The 22,064-nt window shown below is 36.6% G+C and carries 20 protein-coding genes and 1 tRNA gene; 9 read left to right on the plus strand and 12 right to left on the minus strand.

Features of this window, described 5'->3' with window-relative positions; translation table 11 throughout:
* Window positions 1-91: 91 nt before the first annotated feature.
* From thiS to PBT91_RS00580, 7 genes are all read left to right on the plus strand, one after another.
* Window positions 92-295, plus strand: a complete 204-nt coding sequence (gene thiS / locus PBT91_RS00550; protein ID WP_270059867.1) for a sulfur carrier protein ThiS — start codon at window positions 92-94, stop codon at window positions 293-295.
* Between the two features lie 52 nt (window positions 296-347).
* Window positions 348-2,204, plus strand: a complete 1,857-nt coding sequence (thiC, locus tag PBT91_RS00555) for a phosphomethylpyrimidine synthase ThiC (RefSeq protein ID WP_270059868.1) — start codon at window positions 348-350, stop codon at window positions 2,202-2,204.
* A gap of 212 nt (window positions 2,205-2,416) precedes the next feature.
* Window positions 2,417-3,013: a thiamine phosphate synthase gene (locus PBT91_RS00560; protein WP_270059869.1), complete on the plus strand. Its 597-nt coding sequence runs from the start codon at window positions 2,417-2,419 to the stop codon at window positions 3,011-3,013.
* Window positions 2,994-3,665: a thiamine phosphate synthase gene (locus PBT91_RS00565; protein WP_270059870.1), complete on the plus strand. Its 672-nt coding sequence runs from the start codon at window positions 2,994-2,996 to the stop codon at window positions 3,663-3,665. Before PBT91_RS00560 ends, PBT91_RS00565 begins: the two co-directional genes overlap by 20 nt.
* 343 nt (window positions 3,666-4,008) lie before the next feature.
* On the plus strand, window positions 4,009-4,779 hold the full coding sequence (locus tag PBT91_RS00570; RefSeq protein ID WP_270059871.1) for a thiazole synthase: 771 nt from the start codon (window positions 4,009-4,011) through the stop codon (window positions 4,777-4,779).
* A complete protein-coding gene (gene thiH / locus PBT91_RS00575) occupies window positions 4,772-5,878 on the plus strand; it encodes a 2-iminoacetate synthase ThiH (RefSeq protein WP_270059872.1) in 1,107 nt (368 codons plus the stop codon). Before PBT91_RS00570 ends, thiH begins: the two co-directional genes overlap by 8 nt.
* A gap of 199 nt (window positions 5,879-6,077) precedes the next feature.
* A complete protein-coding gene (locus tag PBT91_RS00580) occupies window positions 6,078-6,716 on the plus strand; it encodes a 2OG-Fe(II) oxygenase (protein ID WP_270059873.1) in 639 nt (212 codons plus the stop codon).
* Between the two features lie 127 nt (window positions 6,717-6,843).
* On the opposite strand, the gene PBT91_RS00585 is transcribed toward PBT91_RS00580, so the two are convergent.
* From PBT91_RS00585 to PBT91_RS00600, 4 genes are all read right to left on the minus strand, one after another.
* A complete protein-coding gene (locus PBT91_RS00585; protein ID WP_270059874.1) occupies window positions 6,844-6,972 on the minus strand; it encodes a hypothetical protein in 129 nt (42 codons plus the stop codon).
* The gene (locus PBT91_RS00590) at window positions 6,972-7,139 is read right to left on the minus strand and encodes a hypothetical protein (protein WP_270059875.1); all 168 of its coding nucleotides are present in this window, start codon (window positions 7,137-7,139) and stop codon (window positions 6,972-6,974) included. Before PBT91_RS00590 ends, PBT91_RS00585 begins: the two co-directional genes overlap by 1 nt.
* Before the next feature lie 217 nt (window positions 7,140-7,356).
* Window positions 7,357-7,515: a hypothetical protein gene (locus tag PBT91_RS00595; RefSeq protein ID WP_270059876.1), complete on the minus strand. Its 159-nt coding sequence runs from the start codon at window positions 7,513-7,515 to the stop codon at window positions 7,357-7,359.
* Window positions 7,516-7,518: 3 nt separating this feature from the next.
* A complete protein-coding gene (locus PBT91_RS00600) occupies window positions 7,519-8,286 on the minus strand; it encodes an enoyl-CoA hydratase/isomerase family protein (RefSeq protein ID WP_270059877.1) in 768 nt (255 codons plus the stop codon).
* Between the two features lie 125 nt (window positions 8,287-8,411).
* Here PBT91_RS00600 and PBT91_RS00605 point away from each other — a divergent pair, with 125 nt between their 5' ends.
* On the plus strand, window positions 8,412-9,626 hold the full coding sequence (locus PBT91_RS00605; protein ID WP_270059878.1) for a GAF domain-containing sensor histidine kinase: 1,215 nt from the start codon (window positions 8,412-8,414) through the stop codon (window positions 9,624-9,626).
* A 1-nt stretch (window position 9,627) separates the two neighbouring features.
* Here the strand turns inward: PBT91_RS00605 and PBT91_RS00610 are convergent, their stop codons facing one another.
* Window positions 9,628-10,968 (minus strand): MATE family efflux transporter, encoded by a 1,341-nt coding sequence (locus tag PBT91_RS00610; RefSeq protein WP_270059879.1) that lies wholly within the window; start codon window positions 10,966-10,968, stop codon window positions 9,628-9,630.
* A 24-nt stretch (window positions 10,969-10,992) separates the two neighbouring features.
* Complete coding sequence (locus tag PBT91_RS00615) at window positions 10,993-11,496, minus strand: GNAT family N-acetyltransferase (RefSeq protein ID WP_270059880.1); 504 nt, start codon at window positions 11,494-11,496, stop codon at window positions 10,993-10,995.
* A 57-nt stretch (window positions 11,497-11,553) separates the two neighbouring features.
* Here PBT91_RS00615 and PBT91_RS00620 point away from each other — a divergent pair.
* Window positions 11,554-11,627 (plus strand) — tRNA-Ala (locus PBT91_RS00620).
* A 25-nt stretch (window positions 11,628-11,652) separates the two neighbouring features.
* Here the strand turns inward: PBT91_RS00620 and PBT91_RS00625 are convergent.
* The 6 genes from PBT91_RS00625 to PBT91_RS00650 all read right to left on the minus strand — a co-directional run bounded on the left by PBT91_RS00625 (window position 11,653) and on the right by PBT91_RS00650 (window position 21,981).
* Window positions 11,653-12,231, minus strand: coding sequence for a DUF4468 domain-containing protein (locus PBT91_RS00625; protein ID WP_270059881.1), 579 nt, complete (start codon window positions 12,229-12,231; stop codon window positions 11,653-11,655).
* 106 nt (window positions 12,232-12,337) lie between these two features.
* On the minus strand, window positions 12,338-13,231 hold the full coding sequence (locus tag PBT91_RS00630) for an alpha/beta hydrolase family protein (RefSeq protein WP_270059882.1): 894 nt from the start codon (window positions 13,229-13,231) through the stop codon (window positions 12,338-12,340).
* Window positions 13,232-13,236: 5 nt separating this feature from the next.
* Entirely contained in the window at window positions 13,237-15,978 is a 2,742-nt protein-coding gene (locus tag PBT91_RS00635; RefSeq protein WP_270059883.1) for a PD-(D/E)XK nuclease family protein, read from the minus strand.
* Window positions 15,979-16,052: 74 nt separating this feature from the next.
* The gene (locus PBT91_RS00640) at window positions 16,053-17,447 is read right to left on the minus strand and encodes an OmpA family protein (protein ID WP_270059884.1); all 1,395 of its coding nucleotides are present in this window, start codon (window positions 17,445-17,447) and stop codon (window positions 16,053-16,055) included.
* 177 nt (window positions 17,448-17,624) lie between these two features.
* Window positions 17,625-18,821 (minus strand): glycine C-acetyltransferase, encoded by a 1,197-nt coding sequence (kbl, locus tag PBT91_RS00645; protein WP_270059885.1) that lies wholly within the window; start codon window positions 18,819-18,821, stop codon window positions 17,625-17,627.
* Window positions 18,822-18,858: 37 nt separating this feature from the next.
* Window positions 18,859-21,981, minus strand: a complete 3,123-nt coding sequence (locus tag PBT91_RS00650; RefSeq protein ID WP_270059886.1) for a UvrD-helicase domain-containing protein — start codon at window positions 21,979-21,981, stop codon at window positions 18,859-18,861.
* Between the last annotated feature and the right edge of the window lie 83 nt (window positions 21,982-22,064).

Here is a 22,064-nt window from a genome sequence, read left to right on the forward strand (position 1 = left end):
ATTTTATCCAAATTAGGGGTAAATTCTTTTTCATATTACTTTTCTTCAAAGACAATCCTCTTTGGTTTACGGCTATTAAAATCGAAACGATATGATAACTGTAAACGTCAACAATCAAACCCATTCTTTTAAAGAGCCTGTAAAGCTTGAAGAACTTTTAGAGCAGCTTAATATTCAGGCTTCAGGAATTGCTATTGCCATTAACAACGAAATTATTTCTAAACCACAGTGGGAACACACACTAGTGGAAGAAGGCAGTAATGTATTGGTGATTCGTGCTACGCAAGGCGGTTGAGCGTTTTATTTTCAGTAATCAAATTTTAAACATCAATCTAAATCTTTTTAGTATGAAACCTAACCAATTACCAAGGGAAGAAGCCATCAGCAGAACGCCCTTTCCAAATTCAGAAAAAATTTATGTAAAAGGCCAACTTCACGAAAATGTGAAGGTACCTATGCGTAAAATTACGCTTGATGATACCGTCGATAAATTTAACGGGACAAAAACGCCAAACGAACCGGTCTTGGTGTACGATACCAGTGGTCCTTTTACCGACCCAAATGTAGAAATTGATGTGCGCCAAGGTTTACAACCCATTCGCCAACAATGGATTTCAGGAAGAGAAGATGTAGAGCAATTATCTGGACTTTCCTCAGAATATGGACGGCAGCGTGAAGAGAACGAAAAGTTAGATGAACTTCGGTTTAAACGAATTCGAAAACCTTTAAAAGCGAAACCGGGGCAAAATGTAACCCAAATGCATTACGCGCGTAAAGGCATTATTACGCCGGAAATGGAGTTTATTGCTATTCGGGAAAATCAGAAACTTCAGGAAATCAATCAGATTACCGAACAACATCCGGGCGAAAGTTTTGGGGCAAGTATTCCTAAAGTAATTACTCCGGAATTTGTTCGAGATGAGGTTGCCAAAGGACGCGCAATTATACCGAGTAATATTAATCATCCGGAAAGTGAACCAATGATTGTTGGGCGTAATTTCCTGGTGAAAATCAATGCCAATATTGGGAATTCTGCCGTAAGTTCTTCTATTGAAGAAGAAGTAGAAAAAGCAGTGTGGGCTTGCCGTTGGGGCGCCGATACCATAATGGACCTTTCTACCGGAAAAAATATTCACGAAACCCGAGAATGGATTCTTCGGAATTCTCCGGTACCCATTGGGACGGTTCCTATTTATCAGGCCTTAGAAAAAGTAAACGGAAAAGCTGAAAATTTAACTTGGGAAATTTTTAGAGATACTTTAATTGAACAAGCCGAACAGGGAGTTGATTATTTTACCATTCACGCCGGAGTTCGTTTAAAATATATTCCGCATACCGCAAAACGAGTAACGGGAATTGTTTCTCGTGGTGGTTCTATTATGGCAAAATGGTGTTTAGCCCATCATCAGGAGAGCTTTTTATACACGCATTTTGAAGAGATTTGCGAAATTATGAAAGCTTACGATGTAGCATTTTCTCTTGGCGACGGTTTGCGTCCGGGTAGTATTGCCGATGCTAACGATTATGCGCAGTTTGCCGAATTAGAAACACTTGGCGAGCTAACAAAAATCGCTTGGAAACACGATGTACAATGCTTTATTGAAGGTCCCGGACATATCCCAATGCATATGATTAAAGAAAATATGGATAAGCAATTGGCCGAATGTGGCGAAGCGCCTTTTTACACGCTTGGTCCACTAACCACTGATATTGCTCCGGGTTACGACCATATTACCAGCGGAATTGGAGCGGCAATGATTGGCTGGTACGGTTGTGCGATGTTATGTTATGTAACTCCAAAAGAACATCTTGGTTTACCGAATAAAGAAGATGTAAAGGAAGGTGTAATTACTTATAAAATTGCGGCTCACGCGGCAGATTTAGCAAAAGGGCATCCGGGAGCACAACATCGGGATGATGCGATGAGTAAAGCGAGATTCGAATTCCGTTGGGAAGATCAGTTTAATTTAGCGCTAGATCCAGATACAGCACGAGCGTATCACGATGAAACGTTACCTTCAGACAACGCAAAAGTGGCTCATTTTTGTTCGATGTGCGGACCTAATTTCTGCTCGATGAAAATCACTCAGGATGTACGGAATTATGCCAAAGAAAACGGAATGGATACCGAGGAAGCCATCATCAAAGGAATGGAAGAAAAGTCAGAAGAGTTTAAGAAGAAAGGAAGCGAAGTGTATTTATAATTTCTGAATAATGCTGATCGTAATTTCTTCAGAAAATTCGTAAAGCGGAATGCTGAAATAGTTAATGATTTTAAAATATGGGCGTCACCCTGAAATTGATTCATGGTCTCATCCTAATTCAGTTTTTAAATGTGGGAGATTCCGAATCGAGTCCGGAATGACGGCACTAATTTTAATTACAATTTGAGAATGTCAAAATATAATTTGAAATAATGCTAATCGTGATTTCTGCGGAAAAATGTATTGAAAATGAAGAATTTCAACTGAAACCGATACTCGATGCAGGTTTAGAAATTCTTCATATTCGTAAACCCATGGTTTCTTTTGAAGTATTAAAAAACTGGTTAGAAAACGTTGCCCCTGAATACCGCTGCAAAATGGTGCTACATCAGCATCACGAATTGGCACGAGAATTTGGGCTGAAAGGCATTCATCTTCCGGAATATTTCAGAACAAATCTGAAGGAAAATGTAGATGACTATATCACTTCTTTTCAGCAAGAAAAATTTACGGTAAGCACTTCAGTGCATCAAAAGGAAATGCTTTCAGAAACATTGAATTTCGATTACTGTTTTTTGAGTCCTGTTTTTAATTCGATCTCTAAAACCGGGTATTCGGGAAAAAAGTTTCAGGTAAACAATATTCAACAACAAGTGATTGCACTAGGCGGAATTGATTCAGAAAAAATTTCAGCAACTCGTAAAATGGGTTTTAGTGGCGCGGCAGTGCTTGGGGCGGTTTGGCAACAAGAAAATCCAATAAAAAGTTTTATAAAAATAAAGCAACACTATGAATCAGTTTTTAAATAAACCGATGAATTTGCAAAAAGAAATTTCTGCACTGCATTATATCTCGCAGGGAGAAAATGCTAAAGTTCATTTAGAAAATATAGAACGCGTGTTACAAGCCGGTAGCAATTGGATTCAGCTACGACTGAAAGAAACTTCAGCAAAAGAAGTATTAAAAACCGCAATCGCAGCTCGTGAAATATGCTCAGCTTATCAAGCAAAACTGATTATCAACGATCACGTGAAAGTCGCAAAAACCTGTAATGCCGATGGTGTGCATTTGGGACAGCAGGATACCGGAATTTTAGAAGCTCGCCAGATTTTAGGAGAGGAAAAGATTATTGGCGGAACCGCAAATACGCTGCAGCATTGTGTAGATCATTTGCAAAACGGAGTCGATTATATTGGCTTGGGGCCGCTAAGGTTTACGTCAACTAAAAAAAAACTAAGTCCGATTCTTGGATTTTCAGGTTATCAGGAATTGATAGAGAAATATTCGCAGCAAGAAAACACGGTTCCTATAATTGCCATTGGCGGAATTACACTAAACGACATAGAAGAACTCCGAGAAATTGGATTAAGTGGAGTCGCGGTTTCCGGTTTATTGGCGCATTCGGAACATCCGGAAAAAGAAATTCAGCAGATTTTAGATCGCTTTGCTGTGAGAGTTTAGATGTTAGGAAATAGACAATTTGATGATGTGGTAATGTGTTGATTTGAAAATGAATTGAATCAAGAAACAAGAATCAGGACTAATTTACTTTGAATGCTAAATGTTGAATGGATGAGAACACGGCTTACCGAAAATTGCTCGTAGAATTGGTAGTAAAAGAAGCGCTTAAATTTTAGGCTGTTTGAGCGTAGCGAGTTTCTAAAATTTAGCTTCTGAACATACAATTCAGAGCAAGTTTCGTAAGCCTAGACTTTTTTGTTTTTTTTTTCGGCGATGGAAAAAAGAAAATGAAAAATTTAAGCTAATCGCTGTAGGCTAAAAGCTGACAGCTAAAAATTTAAAAATGGAAAAACTAAAAATAGCAGATAAAAGCTTCGATTCTCGGTTATTTACGGGAACGGGGAAATTCAGTAATTCAAACCTAATGCGCGAAGCGGTTTTAGCTTCAGAAAGTGAGTTGGTTACCGTGGCGCTCAAAAGAGTTGAAGCGGGCAATACTGAAGATGATATGATTAGTAGTCTATCTCACGAAAACTTAAGTTTATTGCCTAATACGTCAGGCGTTCGCGATGCCAAAGAAGCGGTTTTTGCGGCACAAATGGCACTCGAAGCGTTGGGAACAAACTGGGTAAAAGTAGAAATTCATCCCGATCCTAAATATTTATTGCCCGATGCCATAGAAACTTTAAAAGCTTGCGAAGAATTGGTGAAATTAGGTTTTGTGGTGATGCCTTATATACATGCTGATCCGGTATTGTGTAAGCGTTTAGAAGATGTTGGCTCTCAATGTGTGATGCCCTTAGGTGCTCCTATTGGAACCAACAAAGGCTTAAAAACCTTCGATTTTCTAGAAATCATCATCGAACAAAGTAATGTTCCGGTAATTATAGATGCCGGAATTGGAGCACCTTCTCACGCCGCTTTTGCGATGGAAATGGGAGCCGATGCAGTTTTGGTAAACACCGCAATTGCCGTTTCTAAAAATCCGGTGCAAATGGCAAAAGCCTTTAAAATGGCGGTAGAATCTGGGCGAATGGCTTACGAAGCAAAACTTGCCGAAACAGGCAAAATTGCAGAAGCGAGTAGCCCCCTAACACAATTTTTATATGAGTAGTTTTAAAACCCTTTTAGCAAAGTACCATTGGGATGAGGTGTTGGAAAGTATTCAACAAAAAAATGCACAAGATGTAGAACGTGCGTTAAGTACAATAAAACCTGATCTTGAAGATTTTAAAGCCTTAATTTCTCCGGCAGCAAAACCGTATTTAGAGCAAATGGCGGCGAAAAGCAGGCTGATTACTAAAAAGCGTTTTGGGAATACGATGCAAATGTATGCACCGATGTATCTCAGCAATGAGTGTCAAAATATTTGTACCTATTGCGGCTTTAGTTTAACCAATAAGATTCCGCGTAGAACCTTAACCGATGCTGAAATTTTAAAAGAAGCCGAATTTCTAAAAAATAAAGGCTATCAGCATATTTTATTAGTGACGGGCGAAGCTAACAGAACTGTAGGAATCGATTACCTAAGTAATGCCGTTCGGTTATTAAAACCACATTTTGCGAATATTTCTATTGAAGTGCAACCACTAGATCAAGATGAATATGAACGATTGGTGAACGATGGCTTGTACGCTACTTTGGTGTATCAGGAAACCTATCACCGCGAAACTTATAAAATTCATCACCCCAAAGGCAAAAAGTCCAATTTCGATTATCGTTTAGCTACTGCAGACCGTTTGGGCAGAGCAGGGATTCATAAAATAGGAATCGGTGCCTTATTTGGTTTAGAAGATTGGCGAGCCGATAGTTTTTTTACCGCGCTTCATCTTAAATACCTTCAGAAAACCTATTGGAAAACGAAATATTCTATTTCTTTCCCAAGATTGCGGCCGTTTAGCGGTGGTTTAGAACCTAAAGTTGAAATGACCGATCCTGACTTATTACAGGTGATTTGCGCCTATCGAATTTTAGATGAAGACGTAGAATTATCGATTTCTACGCGAGAGCAAGAGAAATTCCGCGATCATATTGCGCATTTAGGAATCACCTCGATGAGTGCTGAATCGAAAACCAATCCCGGTGGTTATGTAGTCGAACCACAATCTTTAGAACAGTTCGAAATTTCAGATGAGCGCAGTACCGAAGTGATAGCTGAAATGTTACTTAAAAACGGAATAGAACCCGTTTGGAAAGATTGGGAGAAGTTTTGAGAGGTTAGAATTGAGAAGAAAGATATGCGACATGAGAATTTAGAGTGGAGATTGGAATGAATTCAGCATTCAAAATTCAAAATTTTTTAGGCTGCTTACTATGATCATATTATCGCACTAGCACATTATCAAATTAAAATATTTTCAAACTTCGTATTTAAAAATAGCTTAATTTTACACGGTTTTTATTTTTTCAAAATTGACAGAAGAACTTTTTGAGCAGCTAGATTTCAAGTTAAATCAGCAGTACGAGACAATAATTGATGATTTGCTGGAAAAGCAATATTGTATAGTGGACGATTTTTTTGAAAATGAAGAAATTAGCCGCTTAAGAGGAGCTTTAATATCCCAATATCAGGAAGATCAATTCAAAAAATCGGCTATTGGAAATCGCACCAACGAGCTTGTTGAAAAAGCCATTCGTGGTGATTTTATTTTATGGATGAACGAAGCTGAAGCCGGCGAAACCGAAAAGATTTTCTTCAATAAAATCAATAATCTTGTCCATTACCTAAATAGGACTTGTTTTATGGGGATTTTGCACAAAGAATTTCATTATGCGGTGTACCCAAAAGGCACGTTTTACAAGCGACATTTAGATACATTTCAAAACGATTCTCGTCGTAAATTGTCGATTGTAAGCTATTTAAACGATGATAGCTGGGAAAATACAAACGGTGGCGAGCTGGTGATTTATAAGAAAGACGGTAACGAGGAAGTTATTTACCCATTGCCGGGCAGAGTGGTGATTTTCGAGAGTCAGATTTTAGAACACGAAGTAAAAGAAGTCAAAAACTCTGAGCGTTTAAGCATTACCGGTTGGCTTAAAACCCGTTAATTTTTACCGAATTTCAATAATTTAGGCGTTGCCTGCGGCCGGGCTTTTCGTTTCAATCTTTTGCTCGCAAACTCGCAAAAGGATTTTCACTGCAATCCCTAACGCAACACTAATCTTTAGCGCTAACTTATTTTTTAAACTTTTTGTAAAAAACTAAAATCACAAGAATTATGGCTAATATCATCCAAAAGCCATAACCGCTTAGAAAACTCAAAATCTCAAAAGTTTCCTCGTTTTCAGGTAAAGTACTCTGCATTATTTTCTTCCTTTTTTGCGACGGTAATAATCAAAAATTACTAAGGCAGTGATCACAACAAAAATGAGTAGAAACCAAAAGTTTTCACTTAAAAAATCCGAAAGTTCAAAGCCATATTTCTGAGTTTCGGATGCAGGTTTATCTTTAGGTAATTCTGGTTGTTGCAATAGCATCGTTCAATTTTAAATAAATGTAGAGAAATGCAATTTTCGAATAGCCAATAAAATGGTAAAGTTCGCTTTCTTTTTTTGGACTTTTAAATAAATTTCGAAAAAGGAAATAAATATTGAAGCAAAAATATTTTGGAGGTCATTTGCCAAAAAGTGCTGTTACTTAAAAACCAAATACTTCGTCTTTTTTACAAAATAATCGTTGCTAACTATTTCAAAATTTCTTTAGCTTTTTCTTTTTTAAAATACGGTAAACTGAAAATGCTACTATTGCGAATAATAAAAATGGCAAAACCATTGCTACAAATTGACCTATGTAATACCCAAACAATTCGGCTTTGTTACCTAAGGCATCAAGTGGTAAAACTTTCATATCCTATTTTTTAAATTTAGAGAGTGCGTTTCTGGTAAAGTCAGATAACACCAGTTCTCCACTAATAGCCGCATTTTCTATTAAAATGGTCGACCAGTTCTCTGTACCTTTCCACAAAAGCTTTTTCATTTCGAGTAGGGCTTGGGGATTGTAAAATGCTAATTTTTCAGCAAATAGCTCAACTTCCTTATCTAAATCTTTTATGTTTTCAAAAACCCTAGCATAAAGACCTTTATCTTTTGCCCAATATGCCGTTTTCCATTCGTGTGCCGCAAGACTAAGTTCAGCGAGTCCGTCTACACCTATTTTTCGCTCTATTGCCGGTGCAATTACAAACGGGCCTATACCAATACTTAATTCTGAAATTTTAATAGACGCCGCTTCTGTAGCCATTGCATAATCGCAGGCAGCGATTAATCCAACGCCACCACCTACTGTTTTCCCCTGAATACGACCAATAATTAATTTTTTACAGCTACGCATGGCATTTAAGACCTTCGCAAAACCCGAGAAAAAAACTTTTCCCTGTTCTGTATTTTCAACCGCCATTAACTCCTCAAAAGAAGCGCCGGCACAAAAGGCTTTTTCTCCTTCAGATTTTAGTACAATCACTTTAACTTTAGTATCTTCAGAAAAATTTGAAATCGCTTTTTCTAAACGTTCTAAAAGTATACCGGGAAAACTGTTGCTTGCCGGATGCCCAAATTCTATAGTACCTATGCCGTTTTCAACTTTAGAAAATAGGCTTCCATCTTCTCGCGTGGTTGTCATATATTAAGTTTTTTCAAAACTAAAGATTCTTAAAATATTTATAAGTGAACACTTCGTTAATAAAAGAGTTCCCATATTTGCAATGCATTAATCAATTTTGAACATCCTGACCTCGCAATTAATTTATGAATGAAGAACTAGCACTGAATTTCAAGAAAGATATAGAAGATGTAAATGAGATTCCCGGAATCCACTCATTATTAAATGTAATTAGTAGCACTTCTAAAATGAGGTTTGTTGCTGTTGCGAGAGTTACCGAAAATCGTTGGATTACTGCAGTTTCTAAAGATGATATTGAATTTGGTTTGCGACCGGGCGATGAGCTGGATGTTGGTTCTACAATTTGTAATGAAATTAGGGAACATCACATTCCTGTAATAATTAACGATGTAGATAATAATTTTATATTTAAGGATCACCACACACCAAAACAATACGGTTTTAAAAGCTATATTTCTTATCCCATATTTCTTAGAGATGGATCTTTCTTTGGTACTCTGTGTGCCATAGATCCCAATCCGGCAAATTTGAATAACGACCAAATAAAAGGAATGTTTGAGCAGTATGTCGAGTTAATTTCTTTTCATTTAGAATCGGTTCAAAAATTACAAAATGCGAATAAGCAATTACAAAAACAGCAAGAAATAGCCGAATTACGAGAAACCTTTATTGCAATTTTAGGACATGATCTTAGAAATCCTGTTGGGACTGCTCGAATTTGTGCCGATATGTTGTTGAGTGCCAATCTTCCTGAGGCTTCTAAAAAACAGGCAGAAATTATTAAATCGACGTCTTACAGGATGCAGAGTCTAATTGATAATCTCTTAGATTTTGCAAAAGGAAATTTGGGAGATGGTATTAATTTAAACCGATCTAATAATAGCACTAAGCTTGAAAAAGAGATTCGTGAAGTGGTCGAAGAATTTAGAGCGCTGAATAAAGAAAATAAGATTACTACCGCAATATCAGTTACCGAAACGGTTAATTGTGATAGCAGCCGGGTTTCCCAGTTATTATCAAACTTATTAAGCAACGCTACTAAGCACGGAACTTTAGAAGAGCCTATCGAGGTAATTGTGTCTAATACTGAAAATGAATTTAGCTTATCGGTGATCAATCAGGGCAAAACAATTCCTGAAGACTATCGAGGGGATTTATTCAAGCCATTTTTTAAAAGCAAGGCTCAAAGCAACGAAAATGGACTTGGCTTAGGACTTTACATCGCTTCAGAAATTGCCAAAGCACACGATGGTTCTTTGGCTATGACGTCTGAGAATGGAGAAACTTCTTTTACCTTCAAAATGCCATTAACGCAGAGTGTTGAAAGCAAAATTGCCTAGTTTAAACATCTTTATTCAAGTATTTTCTTCGGAATTTAATAACCAGTCCTACACTTCGTATCAACATCCAGACTAGAAATGCGATCCAAATAGCGTATAATTTCAGCCCGAAGTAATCTGAAATTAACAGCGCAGGCGTAAAACCTAAAAAGGTGGCAACTAATAAAATATTCCGTAGATAAACAGCTTCGCCCAGGCCTTTAAAAATTCCGTCGAACATAAAAGCGATTGCATTTATTGGCTGCATTAATAGAACGATCCAAAAGGTAGAGGCAAAGAGCGCTAAAACAACTTCATCTTTGTTGAATAAAAAGCCAATTTGATTATAAAAGATCCCACATAAGACCATTAATATAAGCGCAATCAAAACGGCATATTTTGAAATCCTCTTGCTAAGTTCCCAAAGGTTTTTGTAATCTTTTGCGCCTAATAATTTACCGCCAATTGCATTACCGGCATTTGCATAGCCATCGATAAAAAAGCTAAAAAAGAGCCAGATATTCATTAAAATACTTTGGGCGGCGATATAGCTTTCTCCATAATCGGTAGCGTAAGCATTAGCTAGCATTATAGCTATATTTAGCGAAAGCGTGCGTAAGAAAAGATTACCGGCCATCACTAATAGTGATTTAAATTCAGGATTTATATTAAAACTCAGTTTTAAATGAAACGGCGTTTTACGAAAGAAAAACCATAAGGCTATAATCAACATTGTAGCTTGGGCGGCTAAGCTGGCATAAGCGGCGCCTTCTAAATGCATAGCAGGAATATAGCCATCGATACCGTAAACCAGTAAGTAATCGAGCGCAATGTTTACCAGCGCGCCACTAAGACTGCACTTCATGGCCCAAGAAGTGTTCTGCAAACCTCTAAATACACCAAAAATGGTAAAGGTTAACAGTGTTAAGGGAAAACCAATTGCTCTAATCTGATAGTATCTGATCGAATAATCCAAAATTAAACCTTCAGCATTATAAGCGCTAAATATTAGTCGCGCCAGTGGAGCTGTAATTCCGTAGATTAAAAGACTAAGAAGAAGATTAAAAACGATTGTTTGTGGAACCAAAGTTTTAACCGCATGCAATCGATTAGCGCCTAAATGTTGAGAAACCTTTGCTGAAATAGCGGTTTTTGTTTGTGCCAATATCCAGATTACTGCAGATAAAAATGAACCTACGATCCCCGCGGCAGCCAAAGCTTCAACCGAGTTGTCTTTTACATTTCCAATTACAGCAATATCCGTAAGAGAAATTAGGGGTTCAGCAATTCCTGCAATAATCGCAGGGATGGCTATCCTATTAATGTTTTTAAAACTTACTGCTGAGGTATCTAATTGGGCCATATTGGCAAAGATAGACGGGTTTTTTTAAAGAACTAGTTCGTAGCAATGAAATGGATGTTCACTTTGCATCGGGAAGAAAATATCGCCTAAACGGTGATAACCTCGAGATTCGTAGAATCGCTGGTTTCTTTTATTCTGGCTAAAAGTGTCCAAACGCACTGAATCGTAATTGTGATCTCTTGCAAATTCTTCAGCAAAATCCATTAGAATTTTACCGTTACCTAGTCCCCAAAAAGAAGGATCGGTGGCAAGACGATGAATGTAAAGGTTATTTTTATTCTTGGTAAGCCAATTAATTGGGATGTACTCATCATCCATATTAGGTGTTAAAACAATGATACCCATAAGTTCATTTTCCTCATTTAAAAGTTTAAATAATTCTTCTTTCTGAATATCGCTTGCAAGTTTTTCTTTTGTAGGATAGTTCTCGTTCCATTGGTTAATTCCTTTTGCAATCATTGCCTGGGCGCAACGCTCTGTAAGTTGTTTGATTTCAGCTAAATCTTTAGGTAGGGCAGTTTGTATCATTAATCTTAAAAAACTTTTTTATATGGATAAAATTTATAAATTTGCTGGCATCCAACCGGGGGATTAGCTCAGCTGGCTAGAGCGTTTGGCTGGCAGCCAAAAGGTCATCGGTTCGACTCCGATATTCTCCACAAAACCTCGCAACTGCGGGGTTTTTTATTTTATGGTCTTTTTCATTCTTTCTACTAATCCAGAAATATATGTTTTTACAGAAGCGAGCATGTTTTTGTGATTTTGTAATCCACGTTCATAAATGCTTTTAATTTTCTTTTCATCATCTAGAATGGCTTGATTTTTAGCTTTAGCATCTCCACTTAGTCGATTTACTGTTTCCTGCATTTCTTTTTTGAAAGATTCAAAATCTGGAAAATCAATTTTAACTGGTGTTTGGGTTGGACCAATATCAATATGACTTAACTGAACAGTAAACTCTTCATCCTTGAAACTGCTTAAAATTCCGAAGTAAATATTCATTTTGGTGGTAATATCGCCTTGTTTTACGTTCACTTTAGAAGTAATATCTGCAATCATTTCATCTTCTGTATTTTTTGAAGCTTTTATGTTGGATTGCTTAAATTCAGCTAAAAGCCATTCGTGCAACTTTTCTTTGATTTGTTCTTTAGATTTACCCTGGGTAGTTATCGTTTCTTCGTAATAAAGGTTTCCTTCTTCATTAAACTGAGCATTGGCCGCTGTGCTTAGGCAAATTAGTAGGGCTATAACAAATCGTTTCATTATTGTAATTTTTTTCAAAGATAGTTTCAAAAGGAAAAGAAAAAAAGAAACCTCCTGCAATCATAAAGAAAGCGGAGGTTTATTGTGATTTTTATATCAAAATATGTTAATCATCAGAGTCACCATATTCATCAACCAGTGCCTGAACTTCTGCCTCTAAAAATGGAAAAGTTCTGTCTAAAAGATATTGAAGTTTCTCTGGTAGTTCCTCTTTTTCCCAGGGATGTGTAGCTTCAAAAACATGATTAGCGTTTTCTACAAGTAATAGCTTAGAGATTGGGCTCCATTCGAATAATTCTCCTGAAGAAGAAATGGAAACCGTAGTGTCGTTACTTCCATGAGCAATCATATGCGGAACATCTAGCTTTTGCGTTGCGTTCTTAACGTTTAGGCGTTCTTTATTTTCTTTATAATTCTTGTAGAATTGGTAGTGGTGTGGCAATTGTTGTTTTGTTCTAGAGTTAACAATATATTGTACACCTTTCTTTTCCCATTTTTCCAATTCTTCTCCTTTTGGAAATTTTGCGCCCAAATCTGTTGGTGCTGCAAAAGTTACCAATCTTGTGATACGTTTTTCGTTTGCAGCCTTAATGATGGCAATAGCACCACCTCTAGAATGCCCAATAAGATTAATATGGCTAACATCTACCTGAACGGCCTGAGGAAAATCTGGCAACAGGATCCAATCGATTACAGATTGCAGATCGTCTAATTCTATCATGTAGTTGTTATCTCCAAAAGCCTCTATATTCAAAAATTCGGTTGGATTTTCTGGAGTTGTGCCATTGTGTGAAAAATTAAATTTCACGAAAAAATAACCTTTTTCTGCAAAGGTTTCTGCCATTTTACCCCAGGCACCCCAATCTTTAAATCCTTTATAACCGTGGCAAAAAATCACTACGGGTTTTGGTTTTTGATCGTCTTGATAAAACACATCACAAAGTATCGGTTTGTCGTGTTTTCCTTCAATCTGGATATTTTTCTTTTTCGTAACTTCCATAAATTCTAAATTTCTTTTTCGGTGAAAGGAATCGCCGGATTGCAAATTTCAGTAATTAATTTTTTTAATTGGTCTTGATATGCTGTGAAAGTGTCTTCGCTGATAGAGAAATCTTTAGAACCTCCTCTAGGTTTCTCTCGCTTGGCAAATTTTAGCAGACCGCTTTTCAGGTTTTTAAAAGAAATAATCCCACCTTCTAAAGGAAGCGAAATGTTTTCTTCGTTTTTCATCATGGTAGCATAGGCAAGTACCTGAAAACTCTTGCTGTACTTATCGTAATCTGTAGTGATGTTTTCCCAATCTACAATTTCTATTTTACTTTGATCAACCTTTCCAGTTTTATAGTCAATAATTCTGGTGATACCGTTACAATTTTCTACGCGATCTACTTTTCCTTTAATATAAATCGGAAAATTAAGTTCAGGAACAACGATTTTGGTTTTTAGATTTTTTTCAATTTTAACGATTTTTATCTCTTCTCCGTTTTTTAAACGATTGCTTTCTAGATCAAAGAAGTTTGATAGATAGCGCTTTGCAATTTCAAAAATCAAGTAATTTTTTCCCTGTAAAATAGGCGATTTTGTGTAAGTTTTCTGGAACTGAGTGGCTACTTCCTTCCCAATTCGTTTTCTAAAATCAAGAATATGAGCTTCAGTTAAAACTTGTCCTTCCAAAGGTTGGTAGAATTCCTCTAAACTGTCATGAATTACGGTACCTAAGGTGTTATAGGCAACGGTTTCTTCAACTTCTTCTTCCTCTTTAACCCCAAGCACATATTGATAATAAAAATCAAGCGGATTACGTATATAAGTTGTTAAAGCTGAAGGCGAAAATCCATAATTAGCAAGACTTTTTAATTTCTCGATCATGGCGGGAGTTTTTTCGATTACCTTCAGTTCGGTATTCACTTTTGGAACTTTTGGCGAAACCGTATTAATCTTCAACTCATGTTTTGGTTGTTTTTCGATTTCCAGCTGCGTTAAGAATCTACTTTTTTCTCCGGAATTTAATCCGCCACTTTCGGTATTATAGAGCAAGGTGACTTTTTTAGCTCGCTGCAAAAGTCGGTAAAAGTGATAGGTGTACACTGCATCTTTCTCGCGATATGTAGGCAGGTTATAAGATTTTTTAAGATCGTAAGGAATAAAAGAATTATTCGATTTTCCTGAAGGTAAAGTCCCTTCATTAACCGAAGTGATAATTACGTTTTCAAAATCGAGTGCGCGAGACTCTAGCATTCCCATAAGCTGCAACCCTTTAAAAGGTCGTCCCTGGAAATCCAGACTTTGCGTGCTCATTATTTCATTATAGAAATTGCGTAAGGCCGTTAAACTATTTATATGCGGATATGTATTATTTAAGGTCTGAAGCTGATTAAAAAGTTTATGAAAATGATATAAAAATTCTAATTGTAGTTTACTTGTTTGCTCCTCTTTTAGAATGTTTTTAATGCTGAAAACAATATTTTGAAAATTTTCGATAGCAATTTTAGCTGAATTCTTCCAGTCATTAAAACACCATCCGATAAACTCTTTAATATCGTCGGGAAAATTGTCCTGAATATCTTCCAATTTCAAATAGACCGTATTTTCTTTATTTATATTTTGAATAAATTTAGAAGCATAGGGTTTTAATATTTGATGCAAAGAAGGGTGGTTTACAATCGCGATCACATTTCGATAATAATAGCTGGAACCCGATTTTGTATGAAGATCGAATAACGAATTGAATAGCGAAGTTACGGGAGCATTTTTAAGCGGAAATCCCATGGTGATATTCAAATCTTTTACATTGGGCGGTAAACTATTTAAAATAGGTAACAACAAACTTTCATCACCCAGAACAATGGCGGTCTTCTCTAATTCAGCTTCGCTTTTATCGGCTAGTAATTCAGCTAAATACTTCGCTTGTCCTACATTTTTGGGAATCCCGGTGATCGATATATCTTTTTCTTTGCTGTATTCTTCGATGTCAGGATTTAGCGGGTTTTCTTGGTAAAATGGCCAATCTTTTAAATATTCACGGATAAACAGAGAAGCCTCGTGATGATAATCTTTCAGGAAAACATTATCAATGTCCCAATAAACTGTAGCCAGTTGTTTTTCTAATAATTCTTGAAAAATAATCTGCTCTGCAGAGTTAAGTGCATTAAATCCTAAGAATACATAATTGTGATTAGCGTTTTCTGAAGCGTATTCTGGTATTTTAGTTGCTGCTGCTCGATAAATTAAGCCTTGATAGCCATGCTCTTTGGCGACTAGATTTTCTTTTAAAACTTGATAATATTGAGGTAACTGCGCCCAAAACTTCAGGTAGTTTTCAATTAGTTCAGTTCGGTTTTGTTTAGACCAGTGATTAATATCCTGAATATCGGCCAGGTAATCAAAAAACTTTTCAGCATCAATCAAATAGCGATCGATCTCATTAAAATCATGAATCAGGCTTTGTGCCCAGGCAAGAAAGGTTTCAAAATTTTCCAATTCTTCCTTAGAAGTAAGTTTTTGATATACCTCATAAAACTCAAATAATGTGGTGGTATTATCTATAGATTTTAAACCGGAAACTTCTTCAGCAAACTCTTCAATACTATAAATTTTTGGTGCAAAAATACTTTCCGAAGAAAGCATACTTAATTCGTTTAGAAGAAAAGCACCAGCTCTTTTACTGGGTAGCACAAAAATAATATCTGAAATTGGAGTTTCTTCTTTTAGAAGCTTTTCTAAGACCTGACGGATAAATGATTTCATACTATAAAAATAAAAAACGCGCTGAGGTTTCAGCGCGTTTTTGTAAAATTTATAAAGTGACTAACACTGTTAGATTACTTCATTTCTTTGTCTTCATCTAGAGAAATAACTACTCTTCTGTTTTCCTGTCTTCCGGCAGCAGTATTATTAGTAGCAATTGGTCTTGATTCCCCGTAACCTTCAGAAGTTAATCTGTTTTCTGGGATACCAGCTCCAATTAAATATTCTCTTACAGAAGCAGCTCTTTCCTTAGAAAGTTTTAGGTTGTAATCGTCGTTACCTACGCTATCTGTGTGACCTTCAATATGGAATACAGTGTTGTCGTATTCTTTCATGATATCTGCGATAGAATTTAAAGCTTCTTCAGATTCACTTCTAACTGTCGCTTTATTGAAATCGAATAAAACAGTATTAGAGTATTCGTTAAGTTCTTTTACAACTTCAGCAGTTGGTTCTGGACATCCGTTGTTTGCAACAGTACCAGCAACATCTGGACATTCGTCGTCTTTATCTGGAACACCATCACCATCAGAATCTGGACATCCGTTAAATTCGATTAGACCTGGAGTTTCTGGACATTCGTCATCTTTATCTGGAACGCCGTCACCATCAGAATCTGGACATCCGTCAAACTCAACCATCCCTGGAGTTTCTGGACATTCGTCATCTTTATCTGGAACGCCATCACCATCAGTATCAGGACATCCATTAAATTCAGCTAGACCTGGAGTATTTGGACATTCATCATCTTTGTCTGGGATTCCATCACCATCAGAATCTGGACATCCGTTAAATTCAGGAAGACCTGGAGTTTCTGGACATTCGTCATCTTTATCATAGATTCCGTCACCATCAGTATCAGTTCCACCAAACATAAATTTGATACCTGCACTGTGTTGGAAATGTTGTCCCATTTCAGGCTCAAAAGAGTGCTTGTATTTAGATTCTACGAATAATGCAAGATTATCGGTAAACCAGAAGTTAATCCCTAAGCTACCGTTTAAAGTAGGAGCATCAAGATTTTCCATATCTTCACCATCTTGATCACCAATCCAAGTGTAACCACCACCAACACCAACTACAGGATCAAACCATCCATCGTTAAGCATTGCTCTTAGAGAGTAATTAATAGACCCATCTACAGAGTAGTAAGATAAATCATCTACAGAACGATCACCAAATTTATCAATCTGGTTAATTGTACCGTCAATTTCTGCAACTAATCCAGCACCAATATATCTACCAACGGTAAGTTGGGATACAGATGGAAGAATGTTCCAGTGATCGCCAGTATTAAAGTATTCGTCGAACATACCGTTACTTAGTGGAGCTCCATTACCAGTAGGGTAAAAATCCACAGCGTTAGTACCAATGCTTACCGCCCAAGGGTTGTTTTCGTCCTGCGCCGTTGCAGAACTAATCCCAAGAACGACCATCGATAGCACGATTAATTTGGAAAGATGTTTCATATCAATAGTTTAGTTTTAAGTGTTATAAATGCAAAATTAGGTGGTGGGTGTTCACCACCAAAGTTTGCTGTAATAAAGTTTTCTTAATAATACTATCGATTTGGTGGCATATTTCGAATCAAACCCCTGTTTTTTATAGGTTCTTTAAGAATCTATTTGGTAAATCACAAAACTTAGTTAATCTATAACACCCAGCTCTCTACCGATTTTGGTGAAAGCGGTGATGGCTTTATCCAAATGTTCTTTTTGATGTGCTGCCGATAATTGTACTCTAATTCTTGCTTTTTCCTTTGGAACTACCGGATAAAAGAAACCAATCACATAAATACCTTCTTCCAAAAGTTTATCTGCCATGTCCTGAGATAACTTTGCATCATAAAGCATTACCGGAACGATTGCCGCATCTCCATCTATAATATCGAAACCTGCATCTTTAATGCCTTGTTTAAAGTATTTCGTATTTTCTTTTAGTTTAGTTCTTAAGCTATCATCCTTTTCTAGCATTTCAAAAACCTTTAACGAAGCACCAACGATAGATGGCGCCAAAGAATTTGAGAATAAGTATGGACGTGAGCGTTGTCTTAAGATCTCGATAATCTCCTTTTTAGCGGTGGTATAACCTCCCATTGCTCCACCAAGAGCTTTACCTAACGTGCCGGTAATAATATCTACGCGCCCAAGAACTCCTTTTTCTTCTAAAGTTCCTATACCTTTTTCTCCAATAAATCCGGTTGCGTGGCACTCGTCGATCATTACCAAGGCATCATATTTATCTGCTAGATCGCAAATATCATCTAATGGCGCTACAAGCCCGTCCATAGAAAATACACCATCGGTTACGATAAGTTTGAAACGTGCGCCATTTTCGTCTGCTGCTTTAAGTTGCGCTTCAAGATCTGCCATATCCCCATTTTGGTATCGATAACGCGCTGCTTTACAAAGACGAACACCATCGATAATCGAAGCGTGATTTAACGAATCTGAGATAATAGCATCTTCTTTGGTTAAAAGTGGTTCAAAAATTCCGCCGTTAGCATCAAAACAGGCAGCGTATAAAATGGTATCCTCAGTTCCGTAGAAATCTGCGATTTTTTGCTCTAGTTCTTTATGTATATCCTGAGTACCGCAAATAAAACGAACACTAGACATTCCAAATCCGTGAGAATCCATCGTGTCTTTAGCGGCCTGGATAACTTCTGGATGCGAAGAAAGGCCTAAGTAATTATTGGCACAAAAGTTTATCACTTCCTGCCCTGTATTAATTTTTATAACAGCGTCTTGCGGAGTCGTAATGATGCGCTCTCTTTTAAACAATCCATTGTCTTTAATATCTTCTATTTCGTTTTGAAGGTGTTCTTTAATAGATCCGTACATAGTTAATTCGTTTTTTTTTGCAAAATTAGTATCTCTGCTACACAAACCTAAGAGAAATCGCTTTGTTTGTATAAACTAGTATTTTCTTATCGATTTGATATCCCATTTTTATAAGAGTATCCCCGTAGCTCGTAATTTGTTGTTCGTGCTTTGCATCAAAAGCACCGGTTTTATAATCGATGATAGTTACGATGTTATTTTTAAAATTTAATCGATCTGGTCGTAAGCGCTTTCCGGTTTCGGTAAGAATATCTCTTTCGTTATAATTTATTGACTCTTCAGAAAAATATTCTTTAAGGTCTGGATGGGTTAAAATGCGCTTCAGTAAATCATTAATTTTTTCAGAAACCTCTTCAGTAATAATTCCATTAGCGATCGCATTATTAATAACCGGTTCTACATCTTTTTCCGTATTGATATCGGTTAGAAGATCATGTATTATTTCTCCTTTTTCTATAGCTTCCTGCTGTTTTGTATCCCACAAACTTCCGGAACGCGTTACAATATTTACCGCATGGTTTTGTGTTGCTGAAGAATGAAAATGCTGTAAAGTAATTCCTGAATTTTCCTTTTCTTCGGAAGTTGGAGCTTCAATCTCACCAAATTCATAATTAGTTTGCTCGTCGTCCCAGACGCCATTTCGTTTTAAATAGCCAATAAGTAATCCTGAAGTTTTCGAAGGATTTTCATTGCCACTTCGATCCAAATCCAATTTCGATAAAATGTAAAGCTGTTTTACCGGCCTGGTACAGGCAACGTATAAAACATTTAAGGTGTCTAGTTCGTTCTGAAAAAGAAGCTGAGTAAATAAAGCTTCCGGGATTTCACCCCAATTTTCCATTTTTGAAGACGCATTTATATAGCTTGCCGGGATATCACCCAAACTGCCATCGTGCGGAACCCAAAGCGAATCTTTACGGGTATCTTTAAAATCTGAATTCGCAAAAGGATAGATCACAATAGGAAATTCCAGTCCTTTTGCTTTGTGAATCGTCATGATCGTGACTGCATTCTCCTGTTGAGGAGCTATGATGCTGAGTTTCTCATGTTCCTGTTCCCAAATTTCTAAGAACCCTTGAATACCTTCAGTATCTTTTTGGGTGGTTTCATACACAAAATCAAGAAAAAACTGAATGTAGGCATTCGAATCTTTAACCAATCCAAAACTTCTTATTATAAATTCGCAACTTTCGTAAACCGAATATTCATTTAAGAAATCTAGGTTAAAATCTAAATCATATTGCTGCAACCAGATAAAAAAGTCGTTTCCGTTTTCTTTTATTTTTTCTGAAATTACAGAATGTGGATCTTCAACCTGCAATAAATACTCCTGTATATAACCGAAAATCGATAATTTAAGTTCGTTATTTTCTTGTGTGATCGAGAATTTTAAAAGATCACATATAAAATGAACTTCTGGAGAGCGCGAAATCAGTAAAGTTTCTGAAGAAACCACATCGATCTCTTTTTCATTTAAAGCTGAAGCAATTGCAACACCTTCTTTTTTTCTTCGGGTAAGAATACAAATATCAGATCGTTTAAAACCTTTAGTATCAAGATTATTAATAATATCGATCACTTTTTCAGGGTAAACTTCCTGTTCTTCCTCACTGTTTTCAGCTTCAATAAAACCGATATTCACGTAACCTAATCCCGATTTTTTTGGATTCTGGGCGCTTTGTTTAAATAATTTACTGTATTCGGGATGCCCAAGAAAATCGGCTGCATAACCAAAAAACTGATTGTTGAAATTTACAATTTCAGTCGAGCTTCGATAATTATCGGGTAAATTATACACCTGTTTTTCAATCTGAAATGGATTCCCCTCATTACTCAGATCAATAAACTGTTCGGCTTTACCGCCACGCCAGCGATAAATTGATTGTTTGGCATCGCCAACTAGCATTAAACTTGAAGTTTCCTCTGGCAACGATTCCATCGAAAGTTTGTTATCGATAAGCGGAATCAAATTTTCCCACTGCATTTGCGAGGTGTCCTGAAACTCATCGATAAAATAATTTTGATAGCGCTCACCCAAACGTTCGTAGATAAACGGCGCCGGCTGGTCTTTAACCTGGGCGCTAATCATTGGATTAAACTCTGAAATTAGAAGAATTTGGCGCTCTTCTTTTATTTCCTGAATTTCTCGATTTAAGGCGTTTAATAATGAAAGTTGGGTAAGACGTTTTCCAATTTCAGTATAAAATTCTAAAGAAAAATACAGATCTTTGCTTTGTAAAAACAGATCTGAAATTTGCGGTTCAATCGCATCTCCAAGCGACATTTTCCCTTTTTTTAAAGGTAAAATACCTTCATTTTCTAGTTTTTCTACCCATTTTGCGCTGAAATTAGGAATTCCGTTTTCCTTAAGTTTTAGAAAGTGTTTGGGTAGATATTGCCCACTAAAATCTGTAGGATCGATTCCGTGATCTGCGATTAACTGAAAAAATTGATCTACTTTTTGCTCAATTTCAGCTTGATTTGTTTTAAGCTGTTGTTTTAATTTTTTTCTGAAAGCTTCAAAATCTTCCAGCGTTTTAGGCTGAAGTTTTTCTAAATAAAACTGATTATTTTCGTTTACCAGTAATTTTGCAATATCAAGTAAATCACGACCAATATCCCAGCTTTTATCCTCATCGGCTTTGCTTAGGGAAAAATCTACCAAAACTTTAGTGAGCTTTTCGTCATTTCCGGTACGATTTATTAAGCGATCTACAGCTTCGTTTAATATTTTTTCGGTATCCAGTTCTACTTCAAAGTTTACAGGTAAGCCCAAATCTTTGGCAAAAGTACGCAGTACACGATGGGTGAATCCATCGATCGTAGAAACTTCAAAAGCAGCATAATTATGAATGATATTCTTTGTAATCCCAACCGATTTTTGCTGAATTAGTTCCGTAGAATTATTCGTTTCCTGCGCAACTGCTTCCAAAAGTGCTTGAGAGTTGGCAGGAACCGGGTTTTTAGTAAATGCATACAGGCTTTCGACAATTCTGGTTTTCATCTCTGCAACCGCCTTATTGGTAAAGGTGATTGCGAGGATGTTTTTATAAGTGTCGGTTTTTTCAGATTGGAAGAGTAGACTTAAATAAGATTTAACCAGCGTAAAGGTTTTTCCCGATCCTGCAGAAGCATTGTATATTGTAAAATTATTGGCCAATTTTTATTGAATAAAGAATGAATTAGTGATTAAAGGTAAGGTAAAATTGATTTTATAAATGCCTAAGCTTTTAAGTATATTAT

Source organism: Zunongwangia sp. HGR-M22 (assembly GCF_027594425.1).
Taxonomy (GTDB): domain Bacteria; phylum Bacteroidota; class Bacteroidia; order Flavobacteriales; family Flavobacteriaceae; genus Zunongwangia.